Consider the following 16,521-nt stretch of genomic DNA (forward strand, 5'->3'; position numbering starts at 1 on the left):
TATGCCCGATAATCGGCGCTTCCTCCTCCAGCGTCGCCCTGATGGCGAGCCAGTTCCCGACGATTTCGAGCTTGTGACCGAGCCAACACCGGAGCTCGCCGATGGGCAGTTTCTGGTGCGCAATCACTACGCCTCGCTCGATCCGGCGATGCGCGGGTGGATGGATGCAGGCGGAAACTACATGCCGCCCGTGCCGCTTGGCTCTTCAATGCGCGCAAGCACAATTGGCGTGGTGGAAGAAAGCAAGGCGGATGGTTTTGAACCGGGCCAATGGGTGATGGGGCTGAACGCGCTTGAGGATTATTCAGTCAATGAAGCGGGCGGGCTTACCCAGCCGATTGACCCCTCATTGGTGCCGCAAGTCACCAATTACCTTTCCATTTTTGGCGCGGTCGGGATGACGGCCTATTTCGGTTTCCTCGAAGTGTGCGAGCCCAAGGAAGGCGAAACCGTGCTGGTTTCGGGCGCCGCCGGAGCGGTTGGCTCGCTCGTCGGTCAGCTTGCAAAGATACACGGCTGCCGCGCGGTAGGCATTGCAGGCGGTCCGGAGAAATGCGCCAAATTGACCGAGAAATACGGATTTGATGCTGCGATTGATTACAAGGGCAAGGACGAAGCAGCTCTCACCAAAGCTATTGCGGAAGCCTGCCCCAATGGCGTCGATGTGATCTTTGAGAATGTCGGCGGAATCATTCTTGATGCGGGGCTGATGAACCTCAACCTCTATGCCCGCGTCGGGCTGTGCGGGCTTATCAGCGAATACAACACCGAAGCCGTTGGTGCGCGCAATTTGTGGAACCTCATCGTCACTCGGTCCTCAATTCGCGGTCTGCTTGTCATGGATTATGTCGAGCGGTTCCCCGAGGGCGCTGCAAAAATGGGCGAATGGGCCGCTGCCGGGAAACTCTACAGCGAAGAGCATATCGATGAAGGGCTGGAAAACGCTTACGACAGCTTTATGCGGCTGTTTGCAGGGTCCAATCAAGGCAAGATGATCCTCAAAATCGCCCCATGAAGCGTCTGCTCGTCCTGTCTGGCGGGCATCCCTATGAGGCCGAACCGTTTGACGAATTGATCCACTCTCTCGGCGATTGGGAGGTGACACACCTCACCCATCCCGAGGCGGAAAAGGCTGTGGCAGTTGGCGCAGCAGACGGTGCCGATGCGCTGCTGTTCTACGATATGGGCGGGTACACTTTTGCAGATGGTAGCGTGACATCCCGAGCGCCTTCTGCGAATTTCCGCGACGCAATCACCCGCCGGTTTGCAAGCGGCAAGGGCGCGGTCGCCATGCACCACGCGATTGCCGGATGGTCCGAATGGCCGCAATGGCACGAATGGCTGGGCAGCAAGTTCTTTTACCAGCCCGGCACATGGCAAGGCTTGGCAGTGCCCGATTCCGGATATCGCCACGATGTCGACTACACAGCGCATATAGTCAAAGATCACCCCATCACTGCTGGAGTGCCCCACGAATTTGCGGTCTGCGATGAGCTTTACCTCTGCCCGATAGATGAAAGCGCTGTCACCCCGCTTATCCGCGCACAAGGTTTCGAGTTTTCGCGCGACAATTTCTATTCCGCCGCGCGTGCGGTTGCAGGTGATATGTTTAGCCGCAATGGTTGGGAGCATCCGCCCGGCTCAAACCTAATCGGATGGGAGACACGCGCCGAAAACGCGCCGCTCGTCTATCTGCAATTCGGCGATGGCCCGCAAACCTACGCCAACCCAAATGTCCGCCAAATTCTCGCCAACGCCCTCCAATATACTGCAGGAGCACAATCATGACGCCGATCGAAACCATTGAAGCCTTTATCGCCGCTTGGGACGAATACGATCTGGAGAAGATATTCTCCTTCATGGCCGAGGATATCGAGTGGAGCGATATGCCGCTCTCGACGGTCAATGGCATTGATCAGGTGCGCGCCAAGATGGACGCCTTTCCGGGCGTCGAGGCGTGCGGGTTTGACACGCACCATATCGCTGCCAATGGCAATGTGGTGCTGACCGAACGCACTGATTGGTTCGAAATGAAGGGTCGCAAGCGCGTCATCCGCGTGATGGGTGTGTTCGAATTGAACGAGGCCGGGAAGATCGCGAAATGGCGCGATTACTTCGACAGCGCTGAGTTTGTCCGCGAGTTTGGTGATCTGGCTCCCTCTTGATTTTGAGAGGGTGCAGCGGGCGCAACCCTAACACATTCGCGCATCGCGTGGAGGCGCCACCTGAGGCTAGAAAATAGCCAATACAGGCCATGGGAGTGGAGCGACCCGCGATGAACAAACCCGAAGCGATCAAGGACACATCCGTCTTTGCGCCCGATACGCTGCTTGAACCGTGGGATTACTACACCGCGATCCACGATGCAGGGATTGATATCGAACACATCGCGGAAATGAACACATTCGTTGTCTACGACTACGAATTGTGCAGCGAGGCGACGGGCAAGCCTGAGATTTTCTCAAACGATTTCACATCGCTGATGGGGCGAGAGCAGGATGAGGAAATCCAGGCAATCCTTGCCGAAGGCTGGCCTGACGTGCCGACACTACTGACAGCAGATCACCCCGTTCACACGCGGAACCGCAAACTCGTCAACCTCGCCTTCTCGATGAAGCGCGTGAACGCCATCGAAGAGGAAATGCGCTCCAAATCGATCGAGCTGATCGAAAAGATGGCGGAAAAAGGCGAAGGCGATTTTGTTGCAGACTTTGCCATTCCGCTGCCCGTCCACATGATCGCAGGCCAGATCGGGCTCGATGAAAATATGGAACAGGTCAAAAAATGGTCCGACGCGGCGGTCGACCGGTTCAGCCAGATGGTCGATCACGAGCGTAAAAAGGAATGCGCGCGCAGCCTTGTTGAATATCAGCACTATATGAAAGGCAAGATCGACAACGCCCGCGCCAATGGCGGCGATGATCTGCTGACCGATCTCGTCGAAGCCCGCGTCGAAGGCGAAACCCCGCTGACCGATGCAGAAATCATGTCAATCATGCAGCAATTCATGGTGGCAGGGAACGAGACGACCACTTCAACGATAGCCGGCGCCATGCTCCAGCTGATCCGCAACCCGGATCAAATGGAAAAAGTGAAAGCAGCTGCTGGCGGGCGCGATCCCAAGCTCATCATGAACCTTGTCGAAGAAGCGCTGCGCTATGAAACGCCGACTTCGGGCATGTGGCGGATCGTCAAGGAAGATACAGAGCTAGGCGGCACCAAGATCCCGGCAGGCTCCATCGCTCAGCTTCGCTATGCTGCCGCGAACCGCGATCCGAAAAAGTTTGAGAATCCCAACAAATTTGATGTCGAGCGCAAGAATGCCCGCGCGCATCTCGCCTTTGGCAAGGGGCCGCACATGTGCGTTGGCAACATGCTCAGCCGCAAGGAAATGTTGGTCGCTTTTGATGAACTGTTCGAGCGTCTCGATAACTTCGCGCTCGCCGATGAAGGGGGGATCGAAGTGCTCCAGAACATCCTTTTGCGCGGCGTCATCAAGCTGCCGATCACCTTCACGAGGAAGGCGTAAACACAAGTGAATTTCGATCTGACCGACGAACAGGAAATGTTCCGCGAAAGTGTGACGCGTTTCGCGGCGCCCATCGACGTAGAAGCACGGCGCAAATTACGCTTGTCGCCGACCGGTTATGACAGGGAGCGATGGGAAAGCCTTGCCGAAATGGGCCTTATTGCGCTCGCCGTCTCGGAAGGCTCAGGCGGCATGGGCGGATCAAGCGTTGATCTGGCGCTCGTTGCCGAAGCGATTGGTGCATCAAATTCGCCCGATCCTTGGTTGGAGTTGGGGGTCCTACCGGCGTTCCTGCTCGACAGAGCGGGCGATCCTGAAACCGCGGAGGCCGTCGTCAGCGGTCAGCAGATCATCAGTTTCGCCTGGGCTGAGCGCGCTAAACGCTACGATCTTGAAGCGAGCCATATGGCGGCAGAGGGAAGCTCGGATGGCTTTGTCCTGACGGGCGAGAAAACGTTCGTAATGGGCGCTTTGCTGGCCGATCAGTTCATCGTCACGGCCAAATGCGATGGCGCAACCACATGCTTCCTGGTCCCGCGCGATGCACAAGGCGTCGAAGTGCGTGCATACCGCCTAACCGATGGCAGCATTGCGGGCGAATTGAAGCTTACCCGAGCCGTGCCATCGGCGCGGCTCAATCTTTCGCGCGGTGATCTCGATGAAATCGTCGGCGCGATGCGGCTTTATGCAGCGGCAGAAATGGTCGGCCTTGGCCAGCGCCTGCTTGATGACACGCTTGTCTACGTCAAAGAACGCGAGCAGTTTGGCGTGGCTATCGGCAGCTTTCAGGCGCTCCAGCACCGCCTCGTCGATTGCTATGCCAAGATCGAACAGTCGCGCTCGATGCTTTACCGCGCGGCAATGACTGACCCGGCAGATAGAGCGCAATTCCAGCGCGCAGCAGCAGGTGCAAAGGCTTTTATCAGCGAGCAAGTGGACTTCATCGCGCGCGAAGCGGTGCAGATGCATGGCGGCATGGGGATCACCGATGAGCTCGCCATTGGCCACGCGATGAAACGCGTCATGGTGCTCGCGCGGCTGTTTGGCGACACCGATACCGTGCTTGCCGAATACGCACTGGCGGCCTGAGGAGAGCAGCGATGGGCCAGAAAATCGACCCCGATTTGTGGAGCGATGATGCAAAGCCGCATCTGATGGGCGGGCGCCTACCATCTGGCGAGATCGTCTTTCCCATGCCCCAAGGCGATGCTGCCAAGGATGTCGAGCCCTACAAACTCTCGCGCCACGGCACTTTGTGGTCTTGGACCAGTCAGGGTTTTCTGCCGAAGGAACCCTATGAAGGCCCCGGCTCTGGCCCGGATGAAGGTCCGCCTGATTTCGTGCCCTTCCTGCTCGGCTATGTCGAACTCCCCGGTGAAGTGATTGTCGAATCCCGCATTGTCGATGCGACGCTGGACGATCTGACGCTCGGCATGCCGCTCGAATTCTGCATCGTCCCGTTCAACGCGACACACGACACATACGCTTTCCGCCCAATGCGAAGCGCGCAGGAGAAAGCTGCATGAGCGAAAACGTCTATATCATCGGCGCTGGCATCCACCCCTTCGGTCGCACGGAAGAGCGCTCGGGCCGCGAACAAGGCGTATACGCCGTTCGCGAAGCCCTTAAGGATGCTGGGCTTGAATGGGCCGATATGGAATGCGCCTATGGCGGATCGGCAGCGGCTGGCAATGCCGATATCATGGTCAATGAACTGGGGCTGACCTCGCTTCCCTTCACCAATGTCGCCAATGGCTGCGCGACCGGCGGCAGCGCGTTGGTCGCCGCGCAACAGGCGATCGCGAGCGGGATGTATGATCTTGCGCTGGCAGTTGGCTTCGACAAGCACCCGCGCGGCGCGTTCAACGCCAAGCCATCCGATTACGGTCTGCCAGAATGGTATGGGCAGACGGGCATGATGCTGACGACGCAGTTCTTTGCCCTGAAAATCCAGCGTTACATGCAGCTTCACGGGATCAGTCGAACCACCCTCGGCCGGGTGGCTGAAAAAGCCTTCCGCAATGGCGCCAAGGCACCCCATGCTTGGCGGCGCAGCGAGATTGATCTCGAAACGATCATGAACGCACCGATGATCAATGATCCGCTGACCAAGTTCATGTTCTGCGCGCCGGCAGAAGGCGGCGTGGCGCTGATCCTTGCTTCGGAGAAGAAGGCGAAGGAACTGGGCGCGCTTGAACCGGGCAAATCCGCAAAGATCGCCAACATTGCCGTGCGCACACGGCCGCCTGACAGCTTTGAAGTGTTTCAGGCTGGCGTATCGATCAAAGAAGGCGGGAAGCCCACCGTCGTGGCTTCCAAAGCCGCATTTGAAGGGGCAGGCATCGGTCCTGATGATATCGAAGTCGCGCAATTGCAGGATACCGAAAGCGGCGCAGAAATCATGCACATGGCCGAAAACGGCTTTTGCGCAGATGGTGATCAGGAAGAGTGGCTGGCAAACGGCTGGTCAAACCTAGATGGAAAGCTGCCAATCAACACTGATGGCGGATGCCTTGCTTGCGGGGAGCCGATTGGCGCCTCGGGCCTTAGGCAAATCTACGAAAATGTAGAACAATTGCGCGGACGCGCGGGCGAACGGCAGGTCGCCGGACGTGACGGTTCAGGCCCCAAGACCGGCTATTCGCATGTCTATGGCGCGCCGGGCTTGTCCGCTGTGGCGATATTGGAGCGTTAGAGCATGGGCAAGATGACTGGGAAAGTCGCGCTCGTGACAGGGGGTGCAGAAGGGATCGGGGCGACAGTCGGCCGCATGATCGTCGAAGAAGGCGGGAAAGTGCTGCTGTGCGATATTCAGATCAAGAAAGCGCGCGCGCTGGCCAAGGATCTGGGTGACAATGCCGAGGCGTTCGAGCTCGACGTCCGCAATCTTGACCAGTGGCACGAGGCGGTGAAATTCGCGAAGGATCAGTTCGGAAAACTCAACGTGCTGTGCAACATCGCCGGGATTTCAGAACCTGGCAATGTCGTCGATGGCCCACTCGATACGTGGGAGCGGACGATCGATATCAATTTGAACGGGCCCTATTTCGGAATGCGCGCGGCGCTCCCTGCGATGGAGGAGAGCGGCGAGCCGGGCGCCATCGTCAACATTGGATCGATGATTGCGATACGCGCAGCGGCTTTTGTGGCGGCCTATTCGGCATCGAAAGCTGGGCTGCTTGGCCTGACGCGCTCGGTTGCGCTTGATTGCGCGGAACGCGGCGTGCCGATCCGTGCGAACATGGTTCACCCCGGTGCGATCCGCACGCCGATGTATGACCGCTACAAATATTCGGGCGTCGACACGCCAGAGAATATCGAAACCAATTTCGCCGCCACCCATCCGATGAATCGTATCGGCGAACCCGAGGAGGTTGCCAAAGCCGTGCTCTTCCTCGCTAGCGATGATGCAAGCTTTACGACAGGCGTCGACTTCACAGTTGATGGCGGCGGATCGATTAGGAGCTAACCCATGGATATGCCCACCAGCCCACAGGCTCTCACTCGGATAGACGCGCATTTCATCATCGGCGGCAAGTATCACGATATGGATACGCCGCGGATTGAGATCCTCAAACTGCTCGCCGAACATCCGAACATCCGCACCACAGTCGCGTGCGATTATTCCGGACTGGAGAGGCTAGAGCAGTGCCGTTTCCTCGTCACCTACACAGTTGATGAAATCCCGACCAAGGAACAAACGGATTACATCAGGTCGTGGCTCGAAAAAGGCGGCAAATGGCTGGCGCTGCATGGCACCAACTCGATCCTTGAATTCACTGAGGAAGGCCTGGTCGATGCGCCAGATGACACGACTGGCGTGATGGAACTGCTCGGTACGCAATTCAAAGCGCACCCGCCCATCGGCCCGTTCGAGGTCGAAGTGTTGAATGACACGCATGAACTCAGCAAAGGCATCAGCAACTTCGAAGTGGTGGACGAGCTATATATCTCCAAAGTCACCAATGATTTGAACGTGCTGATGCAGACAACCTTCAAAGGCGAGGCGACCGGCTTTGTCGACAGCGATTGGCCCGAAACCAAAGTGCCAATTCTCTACACCCGCGACGTTGGAAAGGGTGAGATCGTTTACAACATGCTTGGGCATTGCCGCGGGCATTACGATCTGCCCGGAATGCAGGATTTCTACCCGCACAAGGAAATGTGCGCGTGGAATTACGACGTTTACTACGACATGCTCCGCCGTTCGATCGGCTGGGCCATGAGAGAAGAAACCAGAGAAGAAGCTTGAGAAGGCGAATAAAGGGACGCTCGCCATGGATATGAACTTTTCACCCGCAGACCTCGCCTTCCGCGAGGAAGTACGCGAATTTTTGGCGGACAAATTGCCGCAGCGTTTGCGCGATGGAGCGCGGCGCACGCCAGGCGTGTTTGTGGAGCCCGACATCGGTCTCGAATGGCATCGGATCCTCGCTGAAAAAGGCTGGGTCGCTCCGCTTTGGCCCGAAGAAGATGGCGGCACGGGTTGGACCCCGGTGCAAAAGTTCATCTTTGACAAGGAATGCGCGCTTGCCGGTGCACCTGCGCTGTCCATCCTCGGCCTCAAGCTCGTTGGCCCCGTCATTTGCGCCTTCGGCACGCCTGAACAGAAAGAACGCTTCCTGCCGCGTATCCTCTCGGGCGAGGATTACTGGTGTCAGGGGTATTCAGAGCCGGGATCAGGCTCCGATCTTGCAAGCCTTAAGACTTCTGCGCGGCTGGATGGCGATGAATACGTGATCAACGGCTCCAAGATCTGGACCACGCACGCGCATCACGCCAACTGGATTTTTGCGCTCGTTCGCACCGATACGACGGTGAAAAAGCAGGCGGGCATAACCTTCCTCTTGATCCCGATGGATCAGGAAGGCGTCGAAGTCACCCCGATCCATTCGATGTCGGGCGATCACGAAGTCAATCAGGTGTTCTTCAGCGATGCGCGCACGTCAATTGACAATCGCATTGGAGACGAGGGCCAAGGCTGGGCGATTGCCAAATTCCTGCTCGAAAACGAGCGCGGCGGATCATGCTTTGCGCCGCGCCTGCTCCAGAGCATCGAAAGGCTGGAGGAAATGGCGCAAGCGCAGCCTTCCGGCGTTAACGGAGCGATCGCGCATGACGCGCGTTTCCGCGACCGCTTGGCCCGCGTGCGTCTGGATGCCGAGGCGCTGGAATTCACCGAGCTGCGCATCCTTGCAGAACTTGCAAAGGGCCGTTCGCCTGGCCCGCAAACTTCGCTCGTTAAATTGCTTGCGTCGAATATCGGGCAGGATGTCGACACACTCAAGCTCGAACTCCTTGGGCCGGACGCGCTGCAATTGCCGTTGGAGCGCCCACTTTACGGCAATGAAGCGCCCGAACCCATTGGCAGCGAGGCTGCACAAACAGCGATGGGCCGCTACCTCAACAACCGCGCCGCAACGATCTTTGGCGGATCGGACGAAGTGCAGAAAAACATTATCGCTAAAACCGTTTTGGGTCTCTGATCCCTCTTACGAAAGATAAACTACATGGACGTTTCAAAGCTGATGTTCCGCGATGGCCTCATGGAAGGTCAGCGTATCCTTATAACAGGCGGCGGCACAGGCCTTGGCAAGGAGATGTCCGAAGCATTCCTGAAGCTTGGCGCGACTGTCTACATTTGCGGTCGGCGACAGAATAAGCTCGACGAATGCATCGCCGAACTGACGGGAAAGCATGGCGGCAAAATGGTGGGTCATGCCTGCGACATTCGCGATCCAGATGCAATCCACGAAATGGTCGACAAAATCTGGTCCGATGGCGGCGCTCTGACAGGCGTCGTGAACAATGCTGCGGGCAACTTCATCAGCCGCACCGAAGATCTATCGGTCAACGCCTTCAACGCGATTTCGGATATCGTCTTTCGCGGCACGTTTTACGTAACGCTCGACATTGGCAAGCGCCTGATCGAAGAGAAGAAGAAGGCAAGCTTCCTCTCGATCCTCACGACATGGGTCTGGTCGGGCAGCGCGTTTGTGGTGCCTTCGGCCATGTCCAAGACCGCGATCCATGCGATGACGCAAAGCCTGGCTACCGAATGGGGCCGCTATGGCCTGCGCTTCAACGCGATCAATCCGGGGCTCTTCCCAACCAAAGGCATGAGCGCGCGCCTGCATCCGGGCGGCGCAGGCGGCAATTCTGGCAACAACCTCAATCCCATGGGCCGCGCGGGCGAAATGCACGAGCTCGCCAACTTGGCGGTGTTCCTCATGGGGCCGGGCGCGGAATATGTGAACGGACAGACATTGGCGATTGATGGAGCGGGCTACCAGGCGAACGGCGGCACGTTCTACCCCATGCTCGAAGGGCTAGGCGATGCCGAATGGGAGCAGATGCGCGCGATGATCAAAGGGACGAATGCGAAGGATAAGGCGGATCGCGCAACGGGGTGAGGGCAGCTCATCGTGCCGGAAGCGGAAACGGACTGGCGGCTTTTAACCCAGTCCCAGCGGGCTGGCGCAGTTTTTCGGTTCTCCGAAATTTGCCATCTACTTAGAAATTGATCTCGGAAAAGGGCTAGTGCCAGACCAAATCCTTCAAGCTCATGTACGGGCAGACCAATCCGACTTTTCCAACCGCATGACCAAGCAATCGTCTTCATCGAACATTCGTCGTCCGACAATCTTAAACCCAAGTCTCCGATAGAACCTGTGCGCGCTTTTATTGGAGTTCAATGGATCGATGACGATGCCGGTGACATCCGGTGTGGCGAAACACCGGTCGATCATCTGGGTCATCATTTGCGTGCCCACCCCTCGGCCCAGCCATTCCGGCGGCCCGATCCATATGTCTATGGCCCTTAGCCCCGGTTCGATATCGCCCCAGTAATGCGTCTGTTCGGTGTGGGGATCGCAAACCTGCATGACGCCGACCGGTTCACCTGCAATTTCGGCGATCATATAGTAACTGTCATTGGTCGAACCCGCGATCTCTTTGGTCCATTCGATACCACCGAAAGCCACCTCGGCGTCCGGGTCGTCGCTGGAACAAGCAATTACGTGCGGCTCGCGGTCCCATGACGCCAGCATGGGCGCATCGGCGACGGTCGCCGGGCGCAAGGTAACTCGGGAAGACTGACCCATGGAACCGGAACTTATCCTCAAATTTGTGCGGATCAATTGTTCGATTGAAGGTCCGGCCACCTGAGAATTGCCCCGGAGAGCTGCCATTCCACAAGCACCCCCACAAGTCCCACCATTGGCGCCGTCTTCGAGCGCATCGGATCGCCGGCTTTACGTATCCACCTTATCCGCCAGCCTCTGCGCCGTCTTATAATCCGGCTTGCCGTTATTCAGCCGAAGTGATCCCTTGGTGAAAACATAGAGCCTCGGGATTTTGTAGCCCGCCAGTCCTTCTCTCGCGCATGCATCCAGTGCGGGTTCGAGTTCTGATGCATCGGCCCCGTCGGCCTTCACCACGGCCACCACCTTGCGGCCAAAGCGCGGATCGGGGAGGCTGACGACGCGCGCGTCTTCCACGCCATCATGCTCCATCAGCACCGCTTCCACCTCTTCGGGAAAGACTTTCTCGCCGCCTGTGTTGATGCACATATTGTCGCGGCCCAGAAAATCGAGCGAGCCATCTTCGGCCCAGCGCGCTTGATCGCCCGTCATCAGATATCGCACGCCGTCTATCACTGGAAAGGTCTTGGCGTTCTTCTCATCCTCGCCAAGATAGCCCAATGGCAGTGGCCCTGCACGCGCGACCACTCCGATGCCGTCTTCACCCTGCTTGATCTCATTGAGGTCTTCATCGAACAGCTTGGTCTCGCGACCCGGCAACGCGGAGAACTTGCCTCCGCCGGTTGAGCCAGCCGCCGTGGTGATCGTCACCGCCGTGCCAGAGCTTTCGCTTGATCCCAAGGCATCGATAATCACCATTTGCGGATGATGACCCAAAAGGCGCTGTTTGTTGGCGGCTGAAAAGACCGCGCCTGATGAGACGATTTGGCGCAAGCTCGCCAGCTTTTCTGCCCCATCGCCGCGCGCATCCAGCCTGTCCGCCAAAGGCAGAGCGAACGCATCGCCCACGATAAAGGTGCCGCGCGCGCCAAGCCGGTGAATTTCATCAATTGCCGTATCTGCATCGAACTTCTCCGACGGCAGAAGCGCAAGCGTGCCGCCTTTCAGCAGGTGAATAACTGCGGTGAACTGCCCCGCACCGTGCATCAATGGGCTCAACACGATCATCGGCGATGTGCTTGCAGGGTGTTCGGGGCCGATTTTCGCAGCTTCCTCGACCTGCGCTTCGAGTGAGGTGGCAACAAATGGCGGTTCGCCAAAGCCGCGCTGCCAGACCGAAACGCTGAACGCCTGCCACGCCTCGATCATCGGCCACATCACGGCTTTCGGCATTCCGGTTGTGCCGCCGGTGGCTGTCAGGAAAAGCGCCTTGGGATCAGAGTGAATTTCAAAATCGGCGGGCAATTCGGTCTGCTGCAAAGCTTCCCAATCCGCGCCGCTTACATCAATCACATCGGCACCATCGGCCGCAGCCGAGCGTGCTGCATCGACAAAATCGCTCTCAGCAAAAAGCGCCTTCATCCCGAAGCGCTGGCAGATGTCGGACAGCTCGCGGTCCTTGTAGTGGTAGTTCACATTGACGGGCGACAGGCCTGCTTTGATGCAGCTAAAATAGGCAAGCATGTAATCGGGCGTGTTGCGCAGCATCTGGCCTGCGATGTCGCCGGGCTTCAGCCCCCGCGCGCGAAGACCTGCAGCAATGGCATCCGTCCGACTGTCGAACTCGCCCCAAGTGACTGTGCGGCCCCCGTGGACAAGGGCGGGCCTGGACGGTTCAATCGCCTCAGCCAACGCTTTCAAAGCCACTCCAAAATTCTCGCCAAGCCACATCGCGCACGTTCTCCTCATCGATCAATCAGACCTAGCCATCGGCCTTACGCAATTCCCCTACGTAAAGTATGAGGCAATTTGCGAAAAATAGGGTAGGCTCGCGACTCGAGGAACAAGAGAGGAGACGGCCAAACATGGCGAGCAATGTCATCGAGCTGAAAGCAGCCGCGACGCACGGCAATATCGAACAATTGTTGGATACTGTCACGATCACCTGCACCGAGGATATACACGATGCGGCGGTTAATCTGGCAAACATAGCGCAAGCGCGCGGCATGCAGATTGCGGTGTGCGATGATATCTCTTCCAAAGAGCCGATGGTGGATGCCGATGGTACAATCCTCAATGCCGATGTCTTCCAATGGCTGGATGATGGATCGCGCTGGTGGGAAGATCATCGTCTTGCCCTGCATTCACCGCTGCCGCGCGCGTGTCGCTATGAAAGCGAGCCCTTCTGGGTGAACAAGCACGGCTTTAACACGCGCTGGCGAAATTCGTACCTTGAAGAAATCGACCTCAACGATTTTGAAAAGCGATCTCTTTGTAAGGCCGCGATTGTGATCCCGGTTCATCTGCCATTCGGCCAGATTTCCGCCAGCAGCTTTATCAGCATGGATCGCGATAAAGAGGATTTGAGCGAGGAATTCGCGCAGCATGGCGTGCTGTTCTCGCAGATCACGCGGCGGTTTGTTGCGGGCTATGTTCAGGCGCACAGGACTAAGCGACGCATTCCTTCCGATTGCGTGCTCTCAAAGCGTGAAGTGGAATGCTTGCGATGGGCAGCGATTGGCAAGACGGACAAGGAAATCAGCATGATCCTTGAACGAAGCCATGCGACGATACGCTATCACATCCACCGCGCCGGCGAGAAGCTGGACAGCGTGAACCGCGCGCAGACCATCTTTAAGGCCGGCCAGCTGGGCTATCTGGGGGCGAATTCTTAAGCTTGCGAAGGCGCATCTGCGCCTTCGTCCTCGCTAAACGCGCGGCAAGCCGCGCCCGCTACGGGCGGGCAGTCGCCCTTGCGACGCCTGTGGCGTCGTTCCAGCGCTACATCGATGGCTTGGTCGCGGAGCACGGTAGCAATTGCGACCGCAAGGCCGACTGGCCGCCCGCAGGTGCACCGTAGCGTAGCGGAGGAGCTGCACCGAGGACGAACGCCCGGATGGGCGTTCGCAGCTCAATCACTCCTCATCCCAGCTTTCTCAAGGGCTCCGACCCATCCCAAGCCTCGCCCGCTTGCTTGATCATCGCGAACAGGCCCGGGCCAGCCTCCCCCTGCTGGAGAATCTCGACCAATCCGCCCGGCCCTGATCCCGGATCGACATAGATCACTTTGCTGTCGCCCAAGGCACCCTCGATCACGATTTCCGCGCCCACCCGCTCGCACGTCGCGTAAGCTTCGGTGATGTCGTCGACCAAGATACACACATGGTGCACCCCATCCCCCACATCGGCGTACTCCCCGCTATAGATCGAAGGATGATCATCGCGCGGACGGATCAGCTCAATCTGGATGTCGCCCCAATAGGCCAGCGCCAGATCGAACACCGCATCAGTGGGCGCGCCTTTGTATTTCATGCCTTCAAGGTGGATGCCTTCCATGAGAAAGAACGGCCCCACACCCATCACTTGCGTCCAATGCTTTACCGCTGCGTCAAAATCGGCAGGCACAAAGGCCAGCTGCATCACCTCGCCAAGGTCTGAAATCCCTCTATTGCGCGCCATGCATCCTCTCCAATCCGATAGTGTAGTCTGCCTGCGAAACTGTGTGATATTCATTCACGCGAACACTGCACAAATTGCGAGTATTGGGATCAAGAGAGGCCGCACATGAACGAGATCAAGAACGTCGAACGCGAAGACCGGTGTCCGGGCATCAGCTACACCGACATGCTGAACGGCGACACGCGCACCCCACCCGATTACCTGTTTGAAGAAACGACCCGCGACATGGGGAACGATCCGCTTCCCGTCGAAGCGTATATCTCTGAGGAATACGCGGCGCTTGAGCGCGAGAAGATGTGGCCCAATGTCTGGCAATTCGCTGCGCGCGAAGATGAAATGCCCGATTCCGGCGACACGGTCGTCTACAACATCAATGACAAAAGCTTCCTGCTCGTCCGGCAAAAGGATGGCAGCGTCAAAGCGTTCTACAATGCCTGCCTTCACCGTGGTCGCAAATTGCGCACCGAATGTGGCCCGGCGATACAGCTGCGCTGCCCGTTCCACGGCTTTACATGGCGCAATGACGGGACACTGAAGGAGATCCCCTCCAGATGGGATTTCAAACATCTGGAAGGCAAGGATATGGACTTGCCCGAAGCGCGCGTAGAGCTTTGGCAGGGTTTTATCATGATTACCGAGAACCATGATCTGCCCGACTTCAAGACGTATCTTGGACCCGCCGCGGAACACTATGAGCGGTACGATTTCGAAAACCGCTACACCGGCATGTGGGTGCAGAAGAAGTTTCCTGCGAACTGGAAAGCGACTGCTGAGGCTTTCATGGAAGCCTGGCATTCGATCACGACGCACCCGCAATTGCTGCCGTTCCTCGGCGATGCCAACACGCGCTACGACCTGATTGGCGATCACTTCAATCGCGCGATCACGCCTTCGGGCGTCCTCAGTCCGCACGTAAAGGGCAAGGGATCGGATTACGTCCTCGAGAAAATGAACGAGTTTTCGGGCGGCGCGGATAGCGAGACCAACCGGCGCTTTGCCGCTGGCGATGATAGCGGCGAGGCTGAATTCGACACGTCCGACCCGCTCGCCGCACGCCGCGTTCTCGCAGAAGCCGGTCGTCAGGGTTTCGCTGAACAATATGGCTACGATTATTCGGAAGCCTCCGACACCGAAATTCTCGACAATTTCACCTACAACATCTTCCCCAATTTCGCGCCGTGGATCGGATATCTGCCAACGCTGACCTATCGCTGGTTGCCGGGGGAGACATGCCACGAATCCATCATGGAAATCCGCCTGCTCTTCCCCACGCCCAAAGGCGAGAAGCGCCCGCGCGCGGTTGAGTGCACCTACATTCCCGATGATGAACCCTTCGCCTGGGCCGCCGACAAGATGGGGCCGCAGCTTGCCAATGTGTTCGATCAGGACATGTCCAACCTTCCCTATGTGCAGGAAGGGATGCGCACGATGAAGGACGGGCTGATGGAGCTTGGCACCTATCAGGATAGCCGCGTGCGGCACTTCAACCAGACGATGCAGAAATATCTGAATGGCGAGTTGCCTCAAAAAGCCTAAACCGCCAAGGCTGCGCGAATGAGCATATCGGTTGATCTTTCGGGGCGCACCGCGCTTATCACGGGCGCGTCTTCTGGGCTGGGATCGCGCTTTGGGCGAATTCTGGCAGCCAATGGCGCAAAAGTAGCGCTGGGCGCGCGGCGTAAGGATCGGCTCGAAGCGCTCGCTTCCGAGATCGGCGATAAAGCCGCTGCAGTCAGTATGGATGTCGCGAAAGAGGCTGACATTATCGCAGGGTTTGATGCCGCCGAGGCCGCTCTTGGACCCATCAACACTGTCATCGCCAATGCAGGGATTGATGGCCAAGGCATGGCCACCACCATGTCCGAAGCCGAGATTGAGCACACGCTCAACGTCAATCTGAAAGGCGCAATCCTAACAGCCCGCGAAGGCGCAAAGCGGATGATTGCGAATGGCGAGACGAAGGGGCGCATTGTCATGATCGCGTCGATCACCGCGTTCGAGCCATCCCCGGGCCTCGTCGCCTATTCCGCGAGCAAAGCAGGCGTGGTGCAAGCCGCGCGCAGCATGGCCCGCGAATGGGCGCGCGCAGGCATTTGCGTCAACACGATCTCCCCCGGCTATATCCGCACCGCCATCAACGATGAATGGTTCGACACCGAACCCGGCAAAAAACAAATCGCCCGCTTCCCCAAAAAACGCCTGATGGGCGAGGAAGGGCTGGATGGGCCGGTGCTGTTTTTGTGTTCTGATGCAGCGGAATATGTGACGGGTGCGGACTTTGTCCTGGATGACGGGCAGACGCTTTAGGCGGCCGCGAACAGGCGATAATGGGCCGGGCAGAAGTCGACATTCAGCTGACGATCCAATTGCGGTCGTCGGTAAATGGGCTAA

Annotated in this window: 17 protein-coding genes; 14 read left to right on the forward strand and 3 right to left on the reverse strand. The window is 57.9% G+C overall.

The features are described from left to right. Window position 1: 1 nt before the first annotated feature. The 11 genes from AUC45_RS08525 to AUC45_RS08575 all read left to right on the forward strand — a co-directional run bounded on the left by AUC45_RS08525 (window position 2) and on the right by AUC45_RS08575 (window position 9,942). A complete protein-coding gene (locus AUC45_RS08525; protein ID WP_067601073.1) occupies window positions 2-1,015 on the forward strand; it encodes an NADP-dependent oxidoreductase in 1,014 nt (337 codons plus the stop codon). Further along, window positions 1,012-1,788 carry a ThuA domain-containing protein gene (locus tag AUC45_RS08530; protein ID WP_067601076.1) on the forward strand — a complete coding sequence of 259 codons (777 nt, stop codon included), beginning with the start codon at window positions 1,012-1,014 and terminating at the stop codon, window positions 1,786-1,788. The genes AUC45_RS08525 and AUC45_RS08530 overlap by 4 nt, the downstream gene beginning before the upstream one ends. Then, window positions 1,785-2,165, forward strand: a complete 381-nt coding sequence (locus AUC45_RS08535) for a limonene-1,2-epoxide hydrolase family protein (protein WP_067601079.1) — start codon at window positions 1,785-1,787, stop codon at window positions 2,163-2,165. The genes AUC45_RS08530 and AUC45_RS08535 overlap by 4 nt, the downstream gene beginning before the upstream one ends. Window positions 2,166-2,275: 110 nt before the next feature. Beyond that, complete coding sequence (locus AUC45_RS08540; RefSeq protein WP_067601082.1) at window positions 2,276-3,529, forward strand: cytochrome P450; 1,254 nt, start codon at window positions 2,276-2,278, stop codon at window positions 3,527-3,529. Window positions 3,530-3,535: 6 nt separating this feature from the next. Beyond that, window positions 3,536-4,618 carry an acyl-CoA dehydrogenase family protein gene (locus tag AUC45_RS08545; protein WP_156423794.1) on the forward strand — a complete coding sequence of 361 codons (1,083 nt, stop codon included), beginning with the start codon at window positions 3,536-3,538 and terminating at the stop codon, window positions 4,616-4,618. An 11-nt stretch (window positions 4,619-4,629) separates the two neighbouring features. Beyond that, window positions 4,630-5,055, forward strand: coding sequence for a Zn-ribbon domain-containing OB-fold protein (locus AUC45_RS08550; RefSeq protein WP_067601087.1), 426 nt, complete (start codon window positions 4,630-4,632; stop codon window positions 5,053-5,055). Then, window positions 5,052-6,224 (forward strand): thiolase family protein, encoded by a 1,173-nt coding sequence (locus AUC45_RS08555; RefSeq protein ID WP_067601090.1) that lies wholly within the window; start codon window positions 5,052-5,054, stop codon window positions 6,222-6,224. The genes AUC45_RS08550 and AUC45_RS08555 overlap by 4 nt, the downstream gene beginning before the upstream one ends. Window positions 6,225-6,227: 3 nt before the next feature. Next, a complete protein-coding gene (locus tag AUC45_RS08560) occupies window positions 6,228-6,998 on the forward strand; it encodes an SDR family NAD(P)-dependent oxidoreductase (protein ID WP_233998617.1) in 771 nt (256 codons plus the stop codon). Window positions 6,999-7,001: 3 nt separating this feature from the next. Further along, on the forward strand, window positions 7,002-7,781 hold the full coding sequence (locus AUC45_RS08565) for a ThuA domain-containing protein (protein WP_233998619.1): 780 nt from the start codon (window positions 7,002-7,004) through the stop codon (window positions 7,779-7,781). A gap of 25 nt (window positions 7,782-7,806) precedes the next feature. Next, complete coding sequence (locus AUC45_RS08570; protein WP_067601094.1) at window positions 7,807-9,015, forward strand: acyl-CoA dehydrogenase family protein; 1,209 nt, start codon at window positions 7,807-7,809, stop codon at window positions 9,013-9,015. Window positions 9,016-9,039: 24 nt separating this feature from the next. Then, complete coding sequence (locus AUC45_RS08575) at window positions 9,040-9,942, forward strand: SDR family oxidoreductase (RefSeq protein WP_067601097.1); 903 nt, start codon at window positions 9,040-9,042, stop codon at window positions 9,940-9,942. 150 nt (window positions 9,943-10,092) lie between these two features. On the opposite strand, the gene AUC45_RS08580 is transcribed toward AUC45_RS08575, so the two are convergent. Both AUC45_RS08580 and AUC45_RS08585 read right to left on the reverse strand, forming a co-directional pair. Then, complete coding sequence (locus tag AUC45_RS08580; protein ID WP_067601100.1) at window positions 10,093-10,632, reverse strand: GNAT family N-acetyltransferase; 540 nt, start codon at window positions 10,630-10,632, stop codon at window positions 10,093-10,095. Window positions 10,633-10,782: 150 nt separating this feature from the next. Beyond that, window positions 10,783-12,402 carry an AMP-binding protein gene (locus tag AUC45_RS08585; RefSeq protein WP_067601103.1) on the reverse strand — a complete coding sequence of 540 codons (1,620 nt, stop codon included), beginning with the start codon at window positions 12,400-12,402 and terminating at the stop codon, window positions 10,783-10,785. Between the two features lie 134 nt (window positions 12,403-12,536). On the opposite strand from AUC45_RS08585, the gene AUC45_RS08590 reads away from it, so the two are divergent. Next, window positions 12,537-13,346, forward strand: coding sequence for a LuxR C-terminal-related transcriptional regulator (locus AUC45_RS08590; RefSeq protein ID WP_082701053.1), 810 nt, complete (start codon window positions 12,537-12,539; stop codon window positions 13,344-13,346). 247 nt (window positions 13,347-13,593) lie between these two features. On the opposite strand, the gene AUC45_RS08595 is transcribed toward AUC45_RS08590, so the two are convergent. Continuing rightward, window positions 13,594-14,130, reverse strand: a complete 537-nt coding sequence (locus tag AUC45_RS08595; RefSeq protein WP_067601106.1) for a VOC family protein — start codon at window positions 14,128-14,130, stop codon at window positions 13,594-13,596. 105 nt (window positions 14,131-14,235) lie between these two features. Between AUC45_RS08595 and AUC45_RS08600 the strand changes: the two genes are divergently transcribed. Both AUC45_RS08600 and AUC45_RS08605 read left to right on the forward strand, forming a co-directional pair. Beyond that, window positions 14,236-15,666: an SRPBCC family protein gene (locus AUC45_RS08600; protein WP_067601109.1), complete on the forward strand. Its 1,431-nt coding sequence runs from the start codon at window positions 14,236-14,238 to the stop codon at window positions 15,664-15,666. An 18-nt stretch (window positions 15,667-15,684) separates the two neighbouring features. Continuing rightward, window positions 15,685-16,437 carry an SDR family NAD(P)-dependent oxidoreductase gene (locus tag AUC45_RS08605; RefSeq protein ID WP_067601112.1) on the forward strand — a complete coding sequence of 251 codons (753 nt, stop codon included), beginning with the start codon at window positions 15,685-15,687 and terminating at the stop codon, window positions 16,435-16,437. Window positions 16,438-16,521: the final 84 nt, after the last annotated feature.

The organism is Erythrobacter sp. YT30 (assembly GCF_001542875.1).
GTDB lineage: Bacteria > Pseudomonadota > Alphaproteobacteria > Sphingomonadales > Sphingomonadaceae > Erythrobacter.